Genomic DNA, 18,312 nt, shown 5'->3' with positions numbered 1-18,312 from the left:
CGCCATCAACGGCCCGCAGGCTGACAACAAGCTAGGGTCGGCGGGTGGTCGACAACCCGCTGCACGAGCCGGCCGTCTGGCGTCCCTTGGTGGAGGCGCTGCTGCGCAGCTCCCCGCCCGATGTCCGGGAGACCGAGTTCGTCGGCTCCGTGTCGTCCGGCGCGTACGGCGGTTCGACCAACTACGACGGCGACCCGGGCCGGAACGGGCTGGACCTCGCCCGGGGTGAGCGGCCGATGGACGCGCTCGGCCCGATCGCCGCCCTGGTCGACGGGGCGGGCGTGGCGATCCGGGCCGTGGCCAGGAGCACCGGCGACGGGATGGTCAGCATCGTGGCCGCGGCGCCGCAGGTCACGTTCGGGATGGGCAACCAGGTCCTGGAAGTGGTCACGCTCGTGCCCGGCGCGGACCCGGAGCCGTTCCGCCGCACACCCGTGCACCACGACGGCGTCACCGTGTCGCCAGGCGCCGACCCGGACGCGGTTACGGCGCTGGTGCGCGAGCTGCTGCCGGAGGCCCGGCCGGCGAGCTTGGCGGCGCTGGCGGCGGCCGAATCGCGGCTCGGTGCGGCGCTGCCCGAGGACGTGCGGGCGCTGTACCTCGCCGCCGGCTCCGGTGAGCTGATCCTGCGGCCGCGGCAGGAGGACCGCTTCTACGGGCTGCAGATCGTCGGCCTGGAACGTCAACGGGTGGCAGCGGCTGCTGCACGCGGGACACGTCCCGCCGACGCTGCTCGCCGCCGGGCTGCGCGGCCGCGCCGACTGGCAGGCCACCGTCGACGTGCTCAACGGCCTGCTGACCCTGCGGGGCCAGCCGGTATTGGACGTGACCGACGTTCCGGTCAGTTCACCGCGACGCTGAGTACGCCGAACTGATCGCCGCGCTGAGCGAACTGTTCATGAACGAGCCAGCGCCTGCCGTCCATGGGCCGATCGCTGGAGTGCGCCTCGGCCGATGGGATGGAAGAGGAGCGGGTTGATTTGCGACTCGAAAAAAGGGTCCTACGATCCGGTGGATGAGGCGCATGATCTCCGTGGAGTTCGCGGGCGAAGGTTCCGGTGAGGACGAGCTGTCGTGGGGGCAGCGGGAGATCTGGCATGCCCTCGTCGATCAGAAGACCTGGATGCCGATCGGCGGGACGCTGCCGCTGCCCGCGGGGCACACCCTCGAGGACGCGGTCGAGCAGCTGCGGTACCTCATGTCCCGGTACCCGTCGATGCGTACCCGGCTGAAGTTCGAGGCCGACGGCACGCCCCGGCAAGTGGTGCACGCTGCCGGCACGATCGAGCTGGAGGTCGTCGACGCGGGGGACGGCGACCCCTTGGATGCCGGGCGGGCCGTCCAGCGCCGCTACGAGGAGACCGACCTCGACCTCGCCGCCGAGTGGCCGGTCCGGATGGCGGTCGTCGAGCAGCACGGTACGCCGACACACCTGGTCGCCATCATGAGCCACCTCGTCACGGACGGCGGTGGATCGGCGGTCATGCTGGCCGAGAGCGCGCGCCACGAAACCGCGCCGGTCGACGGACTGCAGGCCCTGGATCAGGTGCGATGGCAGCGCTCGCCAGCCGGGCAGCGGCAGAGCGCGTCCGCGATCCGGCACTGGGCGAACACGATGCGGGCCATCCCGCTGCGTCGGCTGACGGGCGACGGCGACCCGCGGCAGCCGCGGTACTGGCGCGGCGAGCTCACCTCCGTCGCCCTCGAACTCGCCCTCCGCACCCTCGCCGCTCGAACCCAGGTCGACCCGGCCGCGATCATGCAGACCGTCTACGCGGTGACGATGGCCCGCGTCGGCGGCGTGAACCCGGTCGCGACCCGGCTCGTCACCAGCAACCGGTTCCGCCCGGGGCTGGCCGCGGTCGTCGGGCCGGTGTCGCAGACCAGCCTGTGCAGCATGGACGTCGCCGGGCAGCCGTTCGCCGAGGCGCTGGACCGGGTCCGGCGGGCCGCGATGACGGCACACAAGTACGGGTACTACGACCGCGTCCGCCTCGAGGAGATCACCGCCGAGGTGGTCCGCGAGCGAGGCCCGGAACTCGACCTCGAAAGCTTCTACAACGACCGCCGCGGCCCGCTCCGCCCCGAGGTCGTCCACCCCGCCGACATCCGGGCCGCGCTGCCGCGCACGACGATGCGCTGGCCGATCAAGCGCGACGAGGTGTACGCCCGGATCTTCCTCAACGTCGACGACGGCACGGTATTCGGCTCGGCCGGTGAGATCCTCCTGAGGATCGAGATCGACACCCACCACGTCGCGCCCGCGACGGCCGAGGCCCTGCTCTTCGGCATGGAGGAGACGGCGGTCACCGAGGCGACCGGTCCGTAGCGCGCCGGAGCGATGTCGACACCTTTGTGACACGTAGCGATTCAAGGAGCTCATCGAGCAGTGCGGACTGCCCTGCGGCGGCTGGCGCAGCGACGTTCCCCGTCCAGCCGCCGAACTTCAACGCCAGAGGTTCGGCTCTGCAAAAGGCGGGCGTCACCCCCGCCGTCTCGGCAGCGTTCGATGCGCGGCTCGGCAGCCCCGACTTTCTTCACCGCGGAGACGCCTGATGCTGCGGTGCAGAGCCGGCGAGACCCTTCTGAGGATCGAGATCGACAGTGCCGGCCAGCCGTTTCTGGTGCTCGATGTGTGTCTGCTCGACGCCTGGCACGCCCGCTTCGCTCGCCGGCCGGTGACGTGATCGACGGTGTCGCCGCGGACCAGGGGGCTGTGGAGGCCTACGCTCACGGGCGTGAGGAACGAGCAGGCAGGTTGTCGCTGTGTCATCTGCCATGACTACGGCGACCGGGACGAGCGCGATCCGGCCGAGGCCGGCACCGTCGGGCACGTGCTGGAGCACGGCTGGAGCGTGCTCATGGTGCCCGAGGACGAGCAGGGTCCAGGGTGGGCGTACACGATCGGGCTGTGGCACAGTCACCGGCTGCCGGAGCTTGCCATGTTCGGGTTGGACGTCGAGTTGATGCGGACCTGCCTCAACGACATCGGGCGGCGGGCCGTGGCCGGTCCGCCCGTCGAGGCCGGACAGGCGCTCGACGACGTGATCGAGCGGTGGCCCGTGCACCTCAGGACCGTGAATCTGCGGTGGTTTCGCCCCTTCTTCGGCCGCGCCATCGCGTTCTACCGGCGGCCCCCGATCCCGATGCTTCAGGTCGTGTGGCCGGACCGCAACGGTCGCTGCACGTGGGACGCCGGCAGCGAGGACGTCGTGCGCGCTCGCCAGCCGCAGCTCTGGCTGCCGCCTGACGTTCATCCGAAGGGAGTGTGGACGCAGGACCTGTGAGCCGGCCGCAGCCGGGTTCTGGAGCGCCTCGGGATGGGGTCGGTGACGGACGGCGAGGCGGTCCTTTCGCCTAGGCTGCCGTGGTGCCTCGTCGGAAGAGTGCCCGGGTGCTGATGGTCGGTTCGGTGACGTACGGGTGGTCACTGGCGCATCACCACCGTGTCGAGAGTGTGGGTGGGGGGTCGCTGTACCGCGACTGCACCGAGCGGTTGGCGGTGTGGCAGGACGGGGCGCGGGGGCGCTTGGAAGTGGTGTTCAAGACGGGGACGGGGCGGCTGGTGCCGGACGGTGTCCTGCACTCGGGTGGGGTGGTCCGCGGCGAGGACTACCTGAACCTGCACCGGCCTGGAGTGGTGCGGGCCTTGCTGGATGAGGCGCTCGACCGTGGCTGGCGGCCGGCCGATGCCACGCACGTCAGATACGACGGCTGGGGCATGGTCAGTGCGGTGGCGGCCAAGCTGCGGGACTCACCGGTGTAGCAGGTCGCGGTGGCGCGGTTCAGGGGGCGGGCTGGGTGGAGAGGCCGTGCAGGGTGAGGGTGACGACGGCGGAGGCGATGTCGGGGGCGGGGGAAGGGCGGGAGGGGTCGGGGCGGTACCACTCGGTGATGGAGTTGACCATGCCGAAGAGGAGGCGGGTGGCGAGGCGGGGGTCGATGTCGGCGCGGATCTCGCCGGCGTCGGCGGCGGCGCGGACCATGGCGGCGACGCGGGTGTCGAGGTCGCGGCGGCGGTGGAGGGCGTCGCGCTCGACGGTGGTGTTGCCGCGGACGCGGAGCAGGAGGGTGACGTACGGCAGCTCGGCCAGGAGGACCTCGGCGGTGCGGCGCAGCACGTGTTCGAGACGCTGCGCCGGGCGGCCGGAGAGTGACCCGGGCTCGGCGAGCACCGCGGTGAGGGCGTCGAGGGCGCGGCCGACGCCGAGGCCGAGCAGCTCCTCCTTGCCGGTGAAGTGGTGGTAGAAGGAGGACTTGTTCAGGCCGGTCGCGCGGGCGAGGTCCTCCATGGAGGTGGCCTCGTAGCCGCGCTCGTTGAAGACCGTGACGACCTTCGCGATCAGTTCGTCGCGGCTGTACCGGGGTGGGCGGCCGCGGCCGGGGCGCTGCCCGAGCTCGACGGCGTCGCTCATGCCGCCACCCCCGCCGCGCTGCGGCGTCGACCTGAGCGGGCCGAGACGCGAAGCTGGCCGCTCATGCCGCCGCCCCCGCTGCGCTGCGGCGTCGGCCGGAGCGGCCCGAGACGCTCACCCGGCCGGCTTCGCGACCAGGGTGAGCACGTCGTACTTCGCCACGGACTCGCCGTCCTGGCGGGTGACGTCGGCGTCCCAGCGGACCTCGCCGTAGTCGGCGGACTCGCGCGGGGTGATCTGCTTGCAGGTCAGCGTCACGGTGAGCTCGTCGCCGAACTTGACGGGGGACAGGAAGCGCAGCGAGTCGACGCCGAAGTTGGCCAGGACGGGGCCCGGGTCGGGATCGACGAAGAGGCCGGCGGCGAGGCTGACGACGAGGTACCCGTGCGCGACGCGCTCGCCGAAGAGCGGGTTGGCGGCGGCGGCCTCGGCGTCCATGTGGGCGTAGAACGTGTCGCCGGTGAACTCGGCGAAGTGCTCGACGTCCTCCTGCGTGACGCGGCGCGGGCCGGCGACGACGGTGTCGCCGGGGCGCAGCTGGGCGAGGTTCTTGCGGAACGGGTGGACGTCGTCGACGTGCCGTTGCGCGCCGGCGACCCAGCGGCCGGTGACCGCGGCTAGCGTGTCCGGGTCGGCCTGGACGGCGGTGCGCTGCATGTGGTGCAGGATGCCGCGGATGCCGCCCATCTCCTCGCCGCCGCCGGCGCGGCCGGGGCCGCCGTGGACGAGCATCGGCAGCGGCGAGCCGTGGCCGGTGGACTCCTTGGCGTCGCGGTCGTTGAGGATCAGCAGTCGGCCGTGCCAGGGGGCGACGCCGAGGACGACGTCGCGGGCGAACGCGGTGTCGGCGGTGACGACCGAGCCGGCGAGGCTGCCCTGGCCGCGGGCGGCGTACTCGACGAGCTGGTCGGTGGTGTCGTAGGCCATGACGGTGGCGACGGGGCCGAACGCCTCGACCTCGTGCGGCTCGGCCCGGTCGGGGTCGCCGACGAGCAGGATCGGGGACAGGAACGCGCCGCGCCGCGGGTCGGCGGCGAGCACGTCGACCTTCTCCGGGTCGCCGTAGACGATCCGGCCGGCGCCGGTGAGCGCCCCGACGCTGCGCCGGACCTCGTCGCGCTGGTCGAGGCTGGCGAGGGCGCCCATCCGTACACCTTCCGCGGCCGGATTGCCGACGACGGTCTTCGCGAGCCGGGCGGTCGCCGCCTCGACCACGGCCTCGACCAGCCCTGACGGTACGAAGGCCCGCCGGATCGCGGTGCACTTCTGGCCGGCCTTCACGGTCATCTCGGCGACGAGAGCCTTGACGAACAGGTCGAACTCGGGCGTGCCGGGGACGGCGTCGGGGCCGAGCGCCGACAGGTTGAGCGAGTCGGCCTCGGCGTTGAACCGCACCGCGTTGCGGACCAGCGCGGAGTGGGTGCGCAGCAGCTGTGCGGTCGACGCGGAGCCGGTGAAGGAGACGAGGTCCTGGCCGGTGAGGTGGTCGAACGTGTCGCCGAGGCCGCCGGCGACGAACTGCAGGGCGCCGGCGGGCAGGATGCCGGACTCGACGATGACCTCGATGAGCTCGGCGGTGAGGAACGCGGTCGGCGTGGCCGGCTTGACGATGGTGGGGACGCCGGCCAGGAATGCCGGCGCGAACTTCTCCAGCGGGCCCCAGACCGGGAAGTTGAACGCGTTGATCTGCACCGCGACGCCGCGCAGCGACACGCAGACGTGCTGGCCGAGGAACGTCCCGCCCTTGCCGAGCGGCTCGACTGGGCCGTCGACGTACACCGTGTCGTTGGGCAGCTCGCGCTTGGCCTTGCTGGCGTACGAGAGCAGGACGCCCATGCCGCCGTCGACGTCGAACTTGGAGTCGCCGAGCGTCGCCCCGGTCCTGGCGGACACGGCGTAGAGCCGCTCCCGCTGCTCGCGGATGTGCAGGCCGAGCGCCTTGAGCAGGGCGGCGCGCTGGTGGAAGGTGAGCTCCCGCAGCGCCGGGCCGCCGGTGCGCCGGCCGTAGTCGAGGGCGGCGGCGAAGTCGACGCCGCTGGAGCTGACCCGCGCGATCTCCTCGCCGGTGACCGCGTCGTGGACGGCCTTGCCGTCGTCGTCAGCGGTGTGCCAGGCGCCGAGGACGTGGCTCCGGAGCATCGGACTGGGCATGCGGCTCTCCTCGACCAACGAGACCAAACGGAACTGGACCAACGGAAGACCAGCGGAACTGGACCAACGGAAGGCCAGCGGACAAGCAACGAAAACTAACCAAACGTTCAGTCGAATAATAGACCCCCGCCCAGGCCCCACTGTCAACGCCTTGGAAGGGTCACCGCATGACGAGCGACCTGAGCAACCCAGTCGTTGCCGGCTTCCACCCGGACCCGAGCGTCTGCCGGGCTGGCGACGACTACTACCTGGCCTGCTCCAGCTTCGAGTACTTCCCCGGCGTGCCGATCTTTCACAGCCGGGACCTGGTGCACTGGACGCAGATCGGCAACGCGCTCGACCGGCCGAGCCAGCTGCCACTGCCGCCGGGCACCCGGTCCTCCGGCGGCCTCTACGCGCCCACCCTGCGCCACCACGACGGCCGGTTCTGGCTCGTCGTCACCAACGTCAGCGCCGGCGGCAACCAGCTCTACACCGCCACCGACCCGGCCGGGCCCTGGTCGGAGCCCATCCCGCTGCCGGACGTCGCCGGCATCGACCCCGACCTCGCGTGGGACGCCGACGGCACCTGCTGGTGCACGGTCGCCGGCGTCTCCCAGGTGCGCCTCGACACCGCGACCGGGTCCGTGCTCGGCGAACCGCAGCGGATCTGGTCGGGCACGCCGGGGGCGAAGGCGCCGGAAGCGCCGCACCTGTACCGGATCGGCGACCACTGGTACCTGCTGCTGGCGGAGGGCGGCACCGAGCGCGGCCACGCCGTGTCGGTCGCGCGCGGCCCGTCGCCGTCCGGGCCGTTCGAACCGTGCCCGTTCAACCCGATCCTCACCCACCGGGGGACCGACCACCCGATCCAGAACACCGGCCACGCCGACCTCGTGCAGGCGCCCGACGGCTCCTGGTGGATGGTGCTGCTCGGGGTGCGCCCCGGCGGCGGCTCACCCGGCTGGCACGTCCTCGGCCGGGAGACGCACCTCGCGCCGGTGCGCTGGGTCGACGGCTGGCCGGTCGCCGGTCCGCTGACCCTGGACCTGCCGGCCGTGGGCTGGCCGCTGTACCCCGCCGCCGCCGAGCCGGTCCGCGACGACTTCGACGGCCCCATGCATCCGCGGTGGGTCTCGCTGCGGCGGCCGCCCTCCACGAGCCCGGACCGGCCCGGCTGGCTGACGCTGCACGCGGCCGGCGGGTCGCTGGACGACCTGGACGTCACCCTCGTCGCCCGGCGCCAGCAGCACCTCGCGTGCAAGGCCAGGACGCTGCTCGACCCGGGGGAGGGCCGCGGCGGTCTCGTGGTCCGCCTCGACGAGGCCCACCACTACGAGATCGAGGTGTTCGCCGGTACCGCGAAGGTGCTGGCCCGGATCGGGCCGCTGCGCGCCGAGGTGGCGTCCTGCCCGGTGCCGGACGGACCCGTCGTCCTCGGCGTCGACGTGGCGCCCGCATCCACCGACGACCCCCGGTGCGGACCCGACGTCCTGGCGTTCGGGGTGGAGGGCGCCGACGGGACCTTCACCGCGCTCGCCACGCTCGACGGCCGCTACCTGTCGACGGAGGTCGCCGGCGGCTTCACCGGACGGGTCATCGGCATGTACTGCGCCGACGGCACCGTCCGGTTCGACTGGTTCGACTACGCCGGCGGGCTATGAACGGGGGATCACGACGGGAACAGCCGGTCGGCCCGCGCGGTACTGCGGCGGCCACGCGACGTCGTCGCCCAGCTCCAGCGCGGCGCGCTGCGGCCACGACGGCTCGCGCAGCAGCGCGCGGCCGAGCGAGACCACGTCGGCGGACTCCTCGGCGAGGATCTTCTCGGCCTGGGCGGGCTCGGTGATGAGCCCGACCGCGCCCACCGGCAGGCCGGAACGCTCGCGGACCGCCCGGGCGAACGGCACCTGGTAGCCGGGGCCGACGACGATCTGCTGGCCGGCGTGGTTGCCGCCGCTGGACACGTCGACCAGGTCGACGCCGTGCCCGGCGAGGACGGCGGCCACCTCGGCGACCTCGTCGACGGTGAGACCACCCTCGACCCAGTCGGTGGCACTGACCCGCACGAGCAGCGGCAGCCGGTCCGGCACCGCGCCGCGGACCGCGTCGACGACCTCCAGCAGCAGCCGGGACCGGCCGGCCAGGTCGCCGCCGTAGGCGTCGGCGCGCAGGTTGGACAGCGGGGACAGGAACTCGTGCAGCAGATAGCCGTGCGCGGCGTGGACCTCGACGACCTCGAAGCCGGCGTCGACCGCGCGCCGGGCGGCCGCGGCCCAGTCCCGCACGAGCGCGCCGATCTCGCCGGTGGACAGCTCGGCGGGCGTGGCGAAGCCGTCGAACGGCACCGCCGACGGCGCGACGGTCGGCCAGCCGCCCTCGGTCGCCGGCACGCTGCCCTTGCCCCGCCACGGCGCGAACGTCGACGCCTTGCGCCCCGCGTGGGCCAGCTGGATGCCGGGGACCGAGCCCTGGCCGCGGATGAACGCGGTGATCCTGGCGTAGTCGGCGGCCTGCCCGTCGCTCCAGATGCCGGCGTCCTGCGGGGTGATCCGGCCGTCGGGGCGCACCGCGGTCGCCTCCGCGATGACCGCGCCGGCGCCGCCGCGGGCGATGCCGCCGAGGTGCACCAGGTGCCAGTCGGTGGGGTGCCCGTCGGCGGACGAGTACTGGCACATCGGCGCCGCCCAGACGCGGTTGGGGAACGTGACGCCACGCAGGGTCACCGGAGCGAAGAGTCGGCTCATGTCGCCGCCAACACACCGGCCGGCGCCGCGTCTTCCACCGTATGACGAAGGCAACACCCCGGGCGGGCGATGATCGCGAATCGCCTTCGGGCAAAGGCCGCGTTTCGTACGGTGGGGTGAGTTCATTCGTACTTCGGAGGCCCCTGGTGACTTCGCCTGCCGGAACACACAACTGGTTCACCGACCTCAGCGTCCGCGTCAAGATCCTCTTCGCGATCGGTGTCGCCGCCGTGGTCGCGCTCGCCGTCGGCGTGACCGGGCTGCTGTCGCTGTCCGACACCAGCGACACGGCGCAGCGGATCTACCGCAGCAACGTCGCGAGCGTCACCGCGATCGGGCAGATCAAGGCGTCCGCGGCGCAGGCCAGGGTCGACCTGGCCAACCAGGCGATCTCGCAGGACGCGGACACGGTGGCGAAGTACACCGGGATGTTCGAAGACGACCTGAAGGCGTTCGACGCGGCGATGGAGGCGTACCGCAAGAGCCTCCCCGCGGGCAACCCGACGACCATCGACCACCTCGCGGCCACCTGGCAGAGCTGGGTGCAGCTGGTGAAGGCGAAGCAGCTGTCCGCCGGCGTCAACAACGACTACAAGTCGTGGCAGAAGACCCGCGACACGGAGGTCCAGCCGATCGTCACGACCCTCAACAAGGACATCGCGGAGCTGAACGACGCGGAGAACGCCGACGCCGCCAAGTCCGCGGCCTCGGCCCGCTCCGGCTACGAGCGCAGCCGCCGGAACTCGATCATCCTGCTGGTCGTCGGGCTCGCGCTCGCGCTCGGCGTCGGGCTGATCGTCGCGCGGGGCGTCGTGCGGCCGCTGAACCGGGTCCAAGGGGTGTGCGAGGCACTGTCGGCGGGGGACCTCACCCGCACCACCGGACTCCAGACCCGCGACGAGCTGGGCCGGATGGGGCAGGCGCTGGACAACGCGCTGGTCCGGCTGCGGCAGACCGTGCTCACCATCGACGGCTCGGCGACGTCGCTCGCGAGCGCCGCCGAGGAGATGTCGGGCGTGACGACGCAGATCTCCACGTCGGCGGAGGAGACCTCGGTGCAGGCGCAGGCGGTGTCCGCCGCCGCCGGGGAGGTGTCCCGCAGCGTCGACACGGTGTCGGCCGGCAGCGAGGAGATGGGCGCGTCGATCCGGGAGATCTCGCTGAACGCCACCGAGGCGGCCCGCGTCGCGTCCGATGCCGTGACGATCACCGAGTCGACGTCGACGACGATGAACAAGCTCGGTGCGTCGTCGGCGGAGATCGGCAACGTCGTCAAGGTGATCACGTCCATCGCCGAGCAGACCAACCTGCTCGCCCTCAACGCCACGATCGAGGCGGCCCGGGCCGGCGACGCGGGCAAGGGCTTCGCGGTCGTCGCGTCCGAGGTGAAGGACCTCGCGCAGGAGACCGCCCGGGCCACCGAGGACATCGCCCGGCGGGTCGAGGCGATCCAGGCCGACACGACCGGCGCGGTCGCCGCGATCGAGCAGATCTCGCAGGTCATCGGCCGGATCAGCGACTTCCAGACGACGATCGCGTCGGCGGTCGAGGAGCAGACGGCCACGACCGGCGAGATGAGCCGCAGCGTCGCGGAGGCCGCCGCCGGCGTGGGCGAGATCGCCGCGAACATGACCGGCGTCGCCGAGGCGTCCCGCGTCACCAGCCAGGGCGTCACCGAGTCCCAGCAGACGACGGCCGAGCTGGCCCGGATGTCCTCGGAGCTGTCGACGCTGGTGGCGAGCTTCAGGTACTGATGTCGCGGGCGCCGCGCCACGTGAACAGGGCCGTCCCGGCGGCGAACACCAGTGCGGCGCAGACCGCACCGCCGACGTCGCCGGCCGGGCGCCCCGGCCAGATCCACGGTGTCGTCAGGGCCGGGGCGTGCCACTGGGTGTACAGGGCGTACACGCCGGCCATGGCGTAGCCGAGCGGCCCGGCCCACGCGGGGGCGCCGCCGAGCAGGACCGCGCACAGCAGGCCGACGCCGACCAGGCCGGCCAGGTCACGCACGCCCCGGAGCGTGCCGCCGGCCGCGAGCAGCGCGCCGGACGCGACCGCGGTCAGCGCGAGCGCGCTGCCGAGGCGCAGCCACGGCAGCCGGCCGCCGGCGGCGCGCTCCGGCTCGCCGAACGGGCTGGCGGCGGCGACGGCGATCGCCGCCGCGCAGCCGGTCTCGAACAGCAGCGGCAGCTGCAGCGCCCCGTAGTCCTTCCACTGCCACAGCAGCGCGACCCGCAGCCCGGCGGCGCAGGCCAGGATCACCGCGAGCGCCCCCGGCACCCGCCGCCCGACCGCGTGCAGCCACACCAGCCGCACCGCGCCACCCCCGGCGCCCCGCCACCACTGCGCTGAGCCGCGTCTGGCGCGGGATTGCCCAGGCGGGGTCATCGGATTCCTTCCGTGGATACTCCGGCCTTCAGGCCGGGGAGGAAACGGAACTCCTGCGGAGCAGGGCAGGGAAAGCCGATCCGCCGCCAAGGCGGATAGACGTTTGCCCGGGTGTCACCGCAAGGTTCACCATCCAGGCCGTTATCGTGTGGGCCGTGTCCGGGACTGTGAAGCGGGCGTTCAGGTACCGCTTCTACCCGACCCCCGGGCAGGCCGCCGAGCTTGCTCGGACGTTCGGGTGTGTCCGACTGGTCTACAACCTGGCGTTGCAGGCCCGGACCGAGGCGTGGACGCTGCGCCAGGAACGGGTCAATTACAACGCCACCAGCGCGATGCTGACCGCGTGGAAGAAGACCGAGGAACTGGCGTTCCTCAACGAGGTCTCCTGCGTGCCGTTGCAGCAGGCGCTGCGCCACCTGCAGGTGGCGTTCACGAACTTCTGGGCGAAGCGTGCCAAGTATCCGACGTTCAAGTCCAGGAAGTGGTCGCGCCGCTCGGCGGAGTACACGACCAGCGCGTTCCGCTGGCGCGACGGCCGGCTCACCCTGGCGAAGATGACCGAACCCCTGGACATCGTGTGGTCGCGTCCCCTGCCCGAGGGGGCTTCGCCGTCCACGGTGACCGTGTCCCAGGACACCGCTGGCCGCTGGTTCGTGTCCCTGCTCTGCGACGATGTGATCCCCGACGTTGCGGCCACGGGTGCGGTCGGTGTCGACGCAGGGCTCAACAGCCTGCTCTGCCTGTCCACCGGGGAGAAGGTCACCAACCCCAAGCATGAGCGCCGCGACCGGGCCGCACTCGCCCGAGCCCAACGCAACCTCGCCCGCAAGGAGAACGGCTCCGCGAACCGGGCCAAGGCACGGCTGAAGGTCGCCCGCGTCCACGCCCGGATCACCGACCGGCGCCGTGACCACCTGCACAAACTGACCACTCGACTCGTTCGTGAAAACCAAACGATCGTGATCGAGGACCTGACCGTCCGCAACATGCTCCGAAACCACCGCCTCGCCCGAGCCGTCTCCGACGCGGCCTGGCGGCAGTTCCGCACCATGCTCGAATACAAGGCCGGATGGCACGGCCGCACCCTGGTCGCCGTGGACCGCTGGTTCCCGTCGTCCAAGCTGTGCTCGACCTGTGGTGCGCTCGCTGAGCGGATGCCGCTGCACGTGCGGTCGTGGACCTGCCGGTGCGGGCACACCCACGACCGTGACGTCAACGCGGCCCGCAACATCCTCGCGGAGGGGCTCTCCGTGATCGCCTGTGGAGGCGGTGTAAGACCTCAACGAGAGTCCTCTCGGACGAGGCAGTCGTCGGTGAAGCAGGAACCCCCTGGGGTGACCCAGGGAATCCCCGCCCTTTAGGGCGGGGAGGACTGTCAAGGCAGCTGCTCCACGGTGAGGGTGCCGGCGCGCAGCGCGTCCAGGTGATCGGCGAGCCAGGCCCGTCGCGCGTCGGGCGGCAGCGCGGCGAGCCGCTGGGCCGCCGCGGCCGCGTCCGGGTCGGTCACCGACGCCGGGGTGCCGAGCAGGGCGGCGACGACCGCGTCCTGCGCCGGGGTGGCGTCGCGGGCCGCGCCGATGACCGAGGCGACGATGTCGTGGCCGGCGTCCGCCCGTACCGCCGCGGCGACCTGCTCCAGCGTCAGCGTCCGCCCCGGCAGCTGGCTCGGCAGCAGCAGCCGGTACTCCGTCGGGGTCCGGCTCCACGCCTCGCCGGATCGCGCCACGCCGATCCCGCCGGGCCCGGACCGGTAGGTCGTGGCGGCCTGGGTGACGCGGACCGGTGCGCCGGGTAGCCCGGCCATTGCGCCGAGCACCGGCGCGAGCGCCTCCACCGCGGCCGGCAGGTACACCGCGTACGCCGGATGCAGGCACACCGGGACCGGCGCGCCCCCGCAGATCGGGGTGTAGGGCACCGGCCGGTCGTCGGCGGCGCGGTGCAGGACGGGGATGGCGACCATCCCGTGCGGGTCGATCCGCGCGGTGCCGGCCAGGGCGGCGGCGGTCCCGGCGGCGAGCAGCCCGGCGGCGGTGACGGCGGCGGCGGACCGGCGCAGCCACGGCCCGCCGGACCCGGCCGGCAGGCCCACGACGCCGAGCAGCGCCGCGGTGCACCCGGCGAGGAACAGCAGCTGGGCGATCGGCAGGTCGGGCAGGTACCGGTAGAACGTCGCCACCCCCTGGTCGGCGCCGAGGTTCCAGGGGTTCGCGACCAGCGGCGAGATCTGCCAGTGCGAGCGGTCGCCGTGGATGAGCTGGACGGTGAGCTGCAGCGCGAGGAACACGCCGACGGCGGCGACGGGTGCGGTGAACCGGCTCGGGCGCAACGCCCCGGCGGCGAACCCGGCCGCGGCGAACGCCGGCAGGCTCGCGGCGCCGACGATCGCGGGCCACCACAGCGGCCCGCCCCACGCGCCCTGCGCGGCGGTCACGCCGTACAGGACGCCGACACACACCAGGTAGGCCAGCAGCGCCCAGCAGGTGGTGGCGGCCCAGGCGACGACCTGCCGGGCCCACCTCGGCCGGGCGGTGGAGGTCAGCAGGCCGGTCATGCCGTGGCGGCCCTCCCGCGACCCGATCCACGCCGCGACCCCGACGACGCTCGGCGCGAACACCGACACGGCGGCGGTCTGCATGCTCGTCGCGCGGATGTTCCACAGCGGCGGGTACGCGACGCCGCGCCGGAACGCGACGAGCCAGAACAGCAGGCCGAGCAGCGGCAGCATCCACACCATCGCGTTGCGGCGCAGCTCCAGCCGCAGCAACCGGGCCGTCACGGCCGCGCCTGCGCCGGGTCGGTGCCCGCCTGCGCGGCAGCGGCGAGGACGGCGCTGTAGCCGCGTTCGAGCGGGGCGTCGCCGGCGGCGTCGGTGCCCTCGCCCCGCGCGGTCAGCTCGCCGGGGGTGCCCCGGAAGACCAGCTTCCCCTGCCGCAGCAGCGCCACGTCGGTGCAGGCGGCGCCGACGTCCTCGACCAGGTGCGTGCTCACGATGACGGTGCCGGTCCCGCCGAGGTCGCGCAGCAGCGCCCGGAACGAGACCCGCTGCTCCGGGTCGAGGCCCGCGGTGGGCTCGTCGAGCAGGATCAGGTCGGGCTCGTTGACGATCGCCTGCGCGATGCCGACCCGGCGCAGCATCCCGCCGGAGAGCGTCCGCAGCTTCGCGCGGGCCTGCCCGCCCAGGCCGACCCGTTCGACGGCGGCGGCCACCGCGCGCGGCACGGCGGCGGCCGGCATCTCCTTCAGCAGCGCGAAGTACTCGACGAACTCCACGACCGTGAACCCCGGGTAGTAGCCGAGGTGCTGGGGCAGGTAGCCGAGCCGCCGCCGGATCCGCCGGCGCTCCCGGTGGTCGCCGGGGTCCAGGCCGAGCAGCCGGATCCGGCCCGACGACGGCGGCAGTACCGTGGCGAGCATCCGCAGCAGCGAGGTCTTGCCGGCCCCGTTCGGGCCGAGCAGCCCGACGACGCCGGGGCCGGCGGCCAGCGTCACCCCGGCCACCGCCTGGGTGCGGCCCAGCCGCCGGGTCAGGTCCGTGATCTCGACGTTCATGACGCCTCTCTCGTGATCCGGGTGGCGAAGAGCGCGACGGCCGCGCAGCAGGCGGCGACCGTCAGGTACGGGACGACCAGCGCGGCCTCGGTGACCGCGGCCGTCATCCGTCCGGCGGCGACCCGCCCCGACAGGACGGTGATGACCCAGCCGGCGACGCCCGCCGCCACGCCGGCGTTCGCCGAGCGGGCGAGCGTCGCGGCGGCGAGGGCGAGGGCGCACACCGCGGTCATCGGGACCAGCCAGCCGAACGTGACCGCCGTGGCAGTGCCGGACGCGACCGACGCGCCGAGGCCGAGCAGCGCGTTGAGCCCGAAGACGGCGAGGGCCCGGACCAGCAGCACGAGCCGGTCGCTGACCGCCATGCTGCACGACAGCTCCCACGCGGGGTCGATGCCCGGCCCGTACGCGTAGGCGATGCCGGCGGCGGCGACCGCGGGTGCGCACAGGGCGACGTACGGCGTCCCGGTCCCGCGCGTCGCCAGGACCCCGGCGGCGAGCACGACGACCGTGGCGATCACCCAGCCGAGCAGCAGCGACGGTGTGGTGACGAGGGCCCGCGCCAGCCCCGCCGAGCGCAGCAGCCGCCCGGCGAGCCGCTCCACAGGGCCCGGCCGTCGCCGCCACACCTGCGCGGCCACGCCGACCCAGACGCGACCCAGGTCGACGTCGTCAGGCTCAGTCACTGTGCACCTCCGCCCTGCAGCGCGGCCCGCAGCAGCCGGCGGATCTGGTGCGCGCGGCTCTTCACGGTGCCCGCCGGGACACCCATCAGCTCGGCCACCTCGGCCACGGTGCGGTCCTCCTCGTACATCAGCCGCCACGTCTCGCGCTGCGGGCTGCCCTCAGGTCCGAGGGTCTCGACGGCGCCGGCCAGCTCGACCCTGGACAGCGCCGCGTCGATGGGGTCGGGTTGCTCCTCGACCGTGGCGAGGACCGTCTCGGGGCGGCCGCGCCGGCGCAGCCACAGGGCGGCCTGCCGCCGGGCGATGCCCCACAGCCAGCCGCCCGCGCCCTCCCGCCGGTAGCTCCCGGCGCCCCGCCACGCGCCGAGGAACGTCTCCTGCAGCACGTCCTCGACGTCGGCGGCGGGCAGCGCCGCGCGCAGCCGGGCGGCCAGCCACGGCGCGTGCCGTGAGAACAGCACCCGCAGCGCGGTGTCGTCGCCGCCGGCTATCGCGGCGATCAGCGCATCGTCTTCCATCACCTACTCTGTTGCGTGTCGGCGGCGTCAGGTTCGCCGATGCTCTCAGTTTTCCGTTTGCCGTTCTTCCGGTTGCCGTCGCAGGTGTCGTACCGACGACGGCGCCAACGACAGGAGCACGGTGGCGGCCATGACGGTCGCCGCGACCAGCAGCCAGGTGCGCTCGCCGGCCGCCGCCGCGACGGGTCCGGTGAGCGCCAGGCCGAGCGGGCGCATCACGAACGAGCCGACCTGGTCGAAGGCGAACACCCTGGCGAGCTTGTCGGGTGCGACCTGCTGCTGGATGGCCAGGTCCCAGTTGACGCTGAACACCTCCAGGCCGAGCCCGTGCAGGAACGCGCCCGCCATCACCACCGGCAGCGGCACCGGCAGCGCCATGGCGAGGGGGAAGCAGGCGGTCAGCGCGAGGAACGCGGTGCCGGCGAGCAGCATGCGGCGCGGCCGGTACCGCAGGGTGACGACGCCGCCGACCATGAAGCCGGCCATCAGCGCGGCGAGGGCCCAGCCCCAGGCGGCGTCGCCGAACCGGTGGGTCATCAGGACCGGCCCGAGGACGCCCTGCACGCCGCCGTAGACCAGGTGGTAGATCAGCGCCTGGACCAGCAGCGTCCACAGCCACGTGTGCCGGAGGACCTCACGGGCGCCGCCGGCCAGGTCGTCGAGCATCGAGCGGGCCTCGGCCTTGTCCTGCCCCGTCACGCGCATGGCGGTGAAGCAGGCCGCGCCGGCGGCGAACGTCGCGGCGTCCACGGCGATCGCCCAGCCCGGCCCGAACAGCCCGACAAGCAGGCCCGCGAGGCTGAAGCCGAGGATCATCGCCGTGTTCTGCGACAGGCGCAGCACCGACACGGCGGTCGGCAGCGCCGCGGCCGGCACGGTCTGCGGGACGACGGCGCGGGAGCTCGGGCCGGCGACCGCGGCGAGGCCGCCGTTGAGGGCGCTCATGACGGCCAGCATCGGCACGGTCGCCGCACCGGTCGCCAGGCTCACCGCGACGGCGGCCTGCGACAGGCACGAGAGCGTGGCGGCGACCCGCATGAGCAGCGCGCGGGAGAACCGGTCGCCGAGCACCCCGGCGAACAGGGTGGTGACCACGTCGACCAGCGCGTACGCCGCCACGACCAGGCCCAGCTCGGTCGCCGACCCGCCCAGGTGCAGCACCGCCAGGGCCATCGCCACGGGGGTGATCGCCGACCCGAGCCCGATCAGCGTCCGCCCGGTGAGCAGCCACCGGAAGGGCACCGAGTCCCACGGTCTCGTCGGGTTCTTCGCCTGCATGTCGAGGACGTCCAGCATGTTCCGACGGTATTTCGCTGGCGAATTATTTGTCAACGAACTATTCGCCAGCGAACGAATGCTACGATGCCGGGATGGGGCAGGACTTCGCCGACCGTCACGTCGCCCGCTGGCGCGACCACTGGATCGACATCCCGTTCGACGACGCGATCGAGGCCGCCACCGTGCGCCTGGCCCGGATCTCCCGCCACTTCCGCGACACCATCCAGACCGCCGCGGCGGAGGTGGGGCTGCAGCAGTTCGAGTACGAGACGCTGCACCACCTGATGGTCCGCGACACCCCCGGCCACGCCTCACCGCGCGCGCTCGCCGACGACCTGGGCGTCTCCCCGGCGGGCATGACCGGCCGCCTGGACACCCTGGAGAAGGCCGGCTACATCAAGCGGACCCCCAGCCCCACCGACCGCCGCAGCGTCGACATCGAGGCCACCACCGCCGGCGTCGCCATCTGGCGCCGCGCGATGATGCTCCGCGGTCGCGCCGAGGAGGAGCTCCTCGGCGCCCTCTCCGAGCGCGAGCTCGCCACCCTCAACCGCCTGCTGAAGAAGCTCACCACCGCGACGGAGACCCAGTAGCGCCTCCG

The 18,312-nt window shown here is 73.2% G+C and carries 17 protein-coding genes; 8 read left to right on the top strand and 9 right to left on the bottom strand.

Features of this window, described 5'->3' with window-relative positions; genetic code table 11:
- Positions 1-44: 44 nt before the first annotated feature.
- From ACQEVZ_RS45260 to ACQEVZ_RS45245, 4 genes are all read left to right on the top strand, one after another.
- Positions 45-875 carry an SMI1/KNR4 family protein gene (locus ACQEVZ_RS45260; protein WP_433379762.1) on the top strand — a complete coding sequence of 277 codons (831 nt, stop codon included), beginning with the start codon at positions 45-47 and terminating at the stop codon, positions 873-875.
- Positions 876-1,015: 140 nt separating this feature from the next.
- Complete coding sequence (locus ACQEVZ_RS45255) at positions 1,016-2,329, top strand: condensation domain-containing protein (RefSeq protein WP_433379759.1); 1,314 nt, start codon at positions 1,016-1,018, stop codon at positions 2,327-2,329.
- A gap of 409 nt (positions 2,330-2,738) precedes the next feature.
- Positions 2,739-3,287, top strand: a complete 549-nt coding sequence (locus ACQEVZ_RS45250; RefSeq protein WP_433379756.1) for a DUF4262 domain-containing protein — start codon at positions 2,739-2,741, stop codon at positions 3,285-3,287.
- Between the two features lie 125 nt (positions 3,288-3,412).
- Complete coding sequence (locus ACQEVZ_RS45245; RefSeq protein ID WP_433379753.1) at positions 3,413-3,766, top strand: hypothetical protein; 354 nt, start codon at positions 3,413-3,415, stop codon at positions 3,764-3,766.
- A gap of 19 nt (positions 3,767-3,785) precedes the next feature.
- Here the strand turns inward: ACQEVZ_RS45245 and ACQEVZ_RS45240 are convergent, their stop codons facing one another.
- Both ACQEVZ_RS45240 and paaZ read right to left on the bottom strand, forming a co-directional pair.
- The gene (locus tag ACQEVZ_RS45240) at positions 3,786-4,415 is read right to left on the bottom strand and encodes a TetR/AcrR family transcriptional regulator (RefSeq protein WP_433379750.1); all 630 of its coding nucleotides are present in this window, start codon (positions 4,413-4,415) and stop codon (positions 3,786-3,788) included.
- Positions 4,416-4,529: 114 nt separating this feature from the next.
- Positions 4,530-6,566, bottom strand: coding sequence for a phenylacetic acid degradation bifunctional protein PaaZ (paaZ, locus tag ACQEVZ_RS45235; RefSeq protein WP_433379747.1), 2,037 nt, complete (start codon positions 6,564-6,566; stop codon positions 4,530-4,532).
- A gap of 167 nt (positions 6,567-6,733) precedes the next feature.
- Between paaZ and ACQEVZ_RS45230 the strand changes: the two genes are divergently transcribed.
- Positions 6,734-8,209 (top strand): glycoside hydrolase family 43 protein, encoded by a 1,476-nt coding sequence (locus ACQEVZ_RS45230; RefSeq protein WP_433379744.1) that lies wholly within the window; start codon positions 6,734-6,736, stop codon positions 8,207-8,209.
- Here ACQEVZ_RS45230 and ACQEVZ_RS45225 read toward each other — a convergent pair.
- A complete protein-coding gene (locus ACQEVZ_RS45225; protein ID WP_433379741.1) occupies positions 8,204-9,292 on the bottom strand; it encodes an NADH:flavin oxidoreductase/NADH oxidase in 1,089 nt (362 codons plus the stop codon). The two genes, ACQEVZ_RS45230 and ACQEVZ_RS45225, sit on opposite strands and share 6 nt — an antisense overlap.
- A 146-nt stretch (positions 9,293-9,438) precedes the next feature.
- On the opposite strand from ACQEVZ_RS45225, the gene ACQEVZ_RS45220 reads away from it, so the two are divergent.
- Positions 9,439-11,046 (top strand): methyl-accepting chemotaxis protein, encoded by a 1,608-nt coding sequence (locus tag ACQEVZ_RS45220; protein ID WP_433379738.1) that lies wholly within the window; start codon positions 9,439-9,441, stop codon positions 11,044-11,046.
- Here ACQEVZ_RS45220 and ACQEVZ_RS45215 read toward each other — a convergent pair.
- Positions 11,036-11,608: a hypothetical protein gene (locus ACQEVZ_RS45215; RefSeq protein ID WP_433379735.1), complete on the bottom strand. Its 573-nt coding sequence runs from the start codon at positions 11,606-11,608 to the stop codon at positions 11,036-11,038. The two genes, ACQEVZ_RS45220 and ACQEVZ_RS45215, sit on opposite strands and share 11 nt — an antisense overlap.
- A gap of 227 nt (positions 11,609-11,835) precedes the next feature.
- Here ACQEVZ_RS45215 and ACQEVZ_RS45210 point away from each other — a divergent pair, with 227 nt between their 5' ends.
- The gene (locus ACQEVZ_RS45210) at positions 11,836-13,041 is read left to right on the top strand and encodes an RNA-guided endonuclease InsQ/TnpB family protein (RefSeq protein WP_433379732.1); all 1,206 of its coding nucleotides are present in this window, start codon (positions 11,836-11,838) and stop codon (positions 13,039-13,041) included.
- A gap of 14 nt (positions 13,042-13,055) precedes the next feature.
- Here the strand turns inward: ACQEVZ_RS45210 and ACQEVZ_RS45205 are convergent, their stop codons facing one another.
- From ACQEVZ_RS45205 to ACQEVZ_RS45185, 5 genes are read right to left on the bottom strand one after another with little or no spacing between them, the layout of a single operon-like run.
- Complete coding sequence (locus ACQEVZ_RS45205; RefSeq protein WP_433379729.1) at positions 13,056-14,456, bottom strand: hypothetical protein; 1,401 nt, start codon at positions 14,454-14,456, stop codon at positions 13,056-13,058.
- Positions 14,453-15,229, bottom strand: coding sequence for an ATP-binding cassette domain-containing protein (locus tag ACQEVZ_RS45200; protein WP_433379726.1), 777 nt, complete (start codon positions 15,227-15,229; stop codon positions 14,453-14,455). Before ACQEVZ_RS45200 ends, ACQEVZ_RS45205 begins: the two co-directional genes overlap by 4 nt.
- Positions 15,226-15,915 (bottom strand): hypothetical protein, encoded by a 690-nt coding sequence (locus ACQEVZ_RS45195; protein ID WP_433379723.1) that lies wholly within the window; start codon positions 15,913-15,915, stop codon positions 15,226-15,228. Before ACQEVZ_RS45195 ends, ACQEVZ_RS45200 begins: the two co-directional genes overlap by 4 nt.
- Positions 15,912-16,433: an RNA polymerase sigma factor gene (locus ACQEVZ_RS45190; RefSeq protein WP_433379720.1), complete on the bottom strand. Its 522-nt coding sequence runs from the start codon at positions 16,431-16,433 to the stop codon at positions 15,912-15,914. The genes ACQEVZ_RS45195 and ACQEVZ_RS45190 overlap by 4 nt, the downstream gene beginning before the upstream one ends.
- 45 nt (positions 16,434-16,478) lie before the next feature.
- Positions 16,479-17,729 carry an MFS transporter gene (locus tag ACQEVZ_RS45185; RefSeq protein ID WP_433379717.1) on the bottom strand — a complete coding sequence of 417 codons (1,251 nt, stop codon included), beginning with the start codon at positions 17,727-17,729 and terminating at the stop codon, positions 16,479-16,481.
- A 74-nt stretch (positions 17,730-17,803) separates the two neighbouring features.
- Between ACQEVZ_RS45185 and ACQEVZ_RS45180 the strand changes: the two genes are divergently transcribed.
- A complete protein-coding gene (locus ACQEVZ_RS45180; RefSeq protein ID WP_433379714.1) occupies positions 17,804-18,304 on the top strand; it encodes a MarR family winged helix-turn-helix transcriptional regulator in 501 nt (166 codons plus the stop codon).
- Positions 18,305-18,312: the final 8 nt, after the last annotated feature.

It is taken from the genome of Dactylosporangium sp. CA-152071 (assembly GCF_050936335.1).
GTDB lineage: Bacteria > Actinomycetota > Actinomycetes > Mycobacteriales > Micromonosporaceae > Dactylosporangium > Dactylosporangium maewongense.
This window is presented reverse-complemented; position numbering and strand designations above follow the sequence as displayed.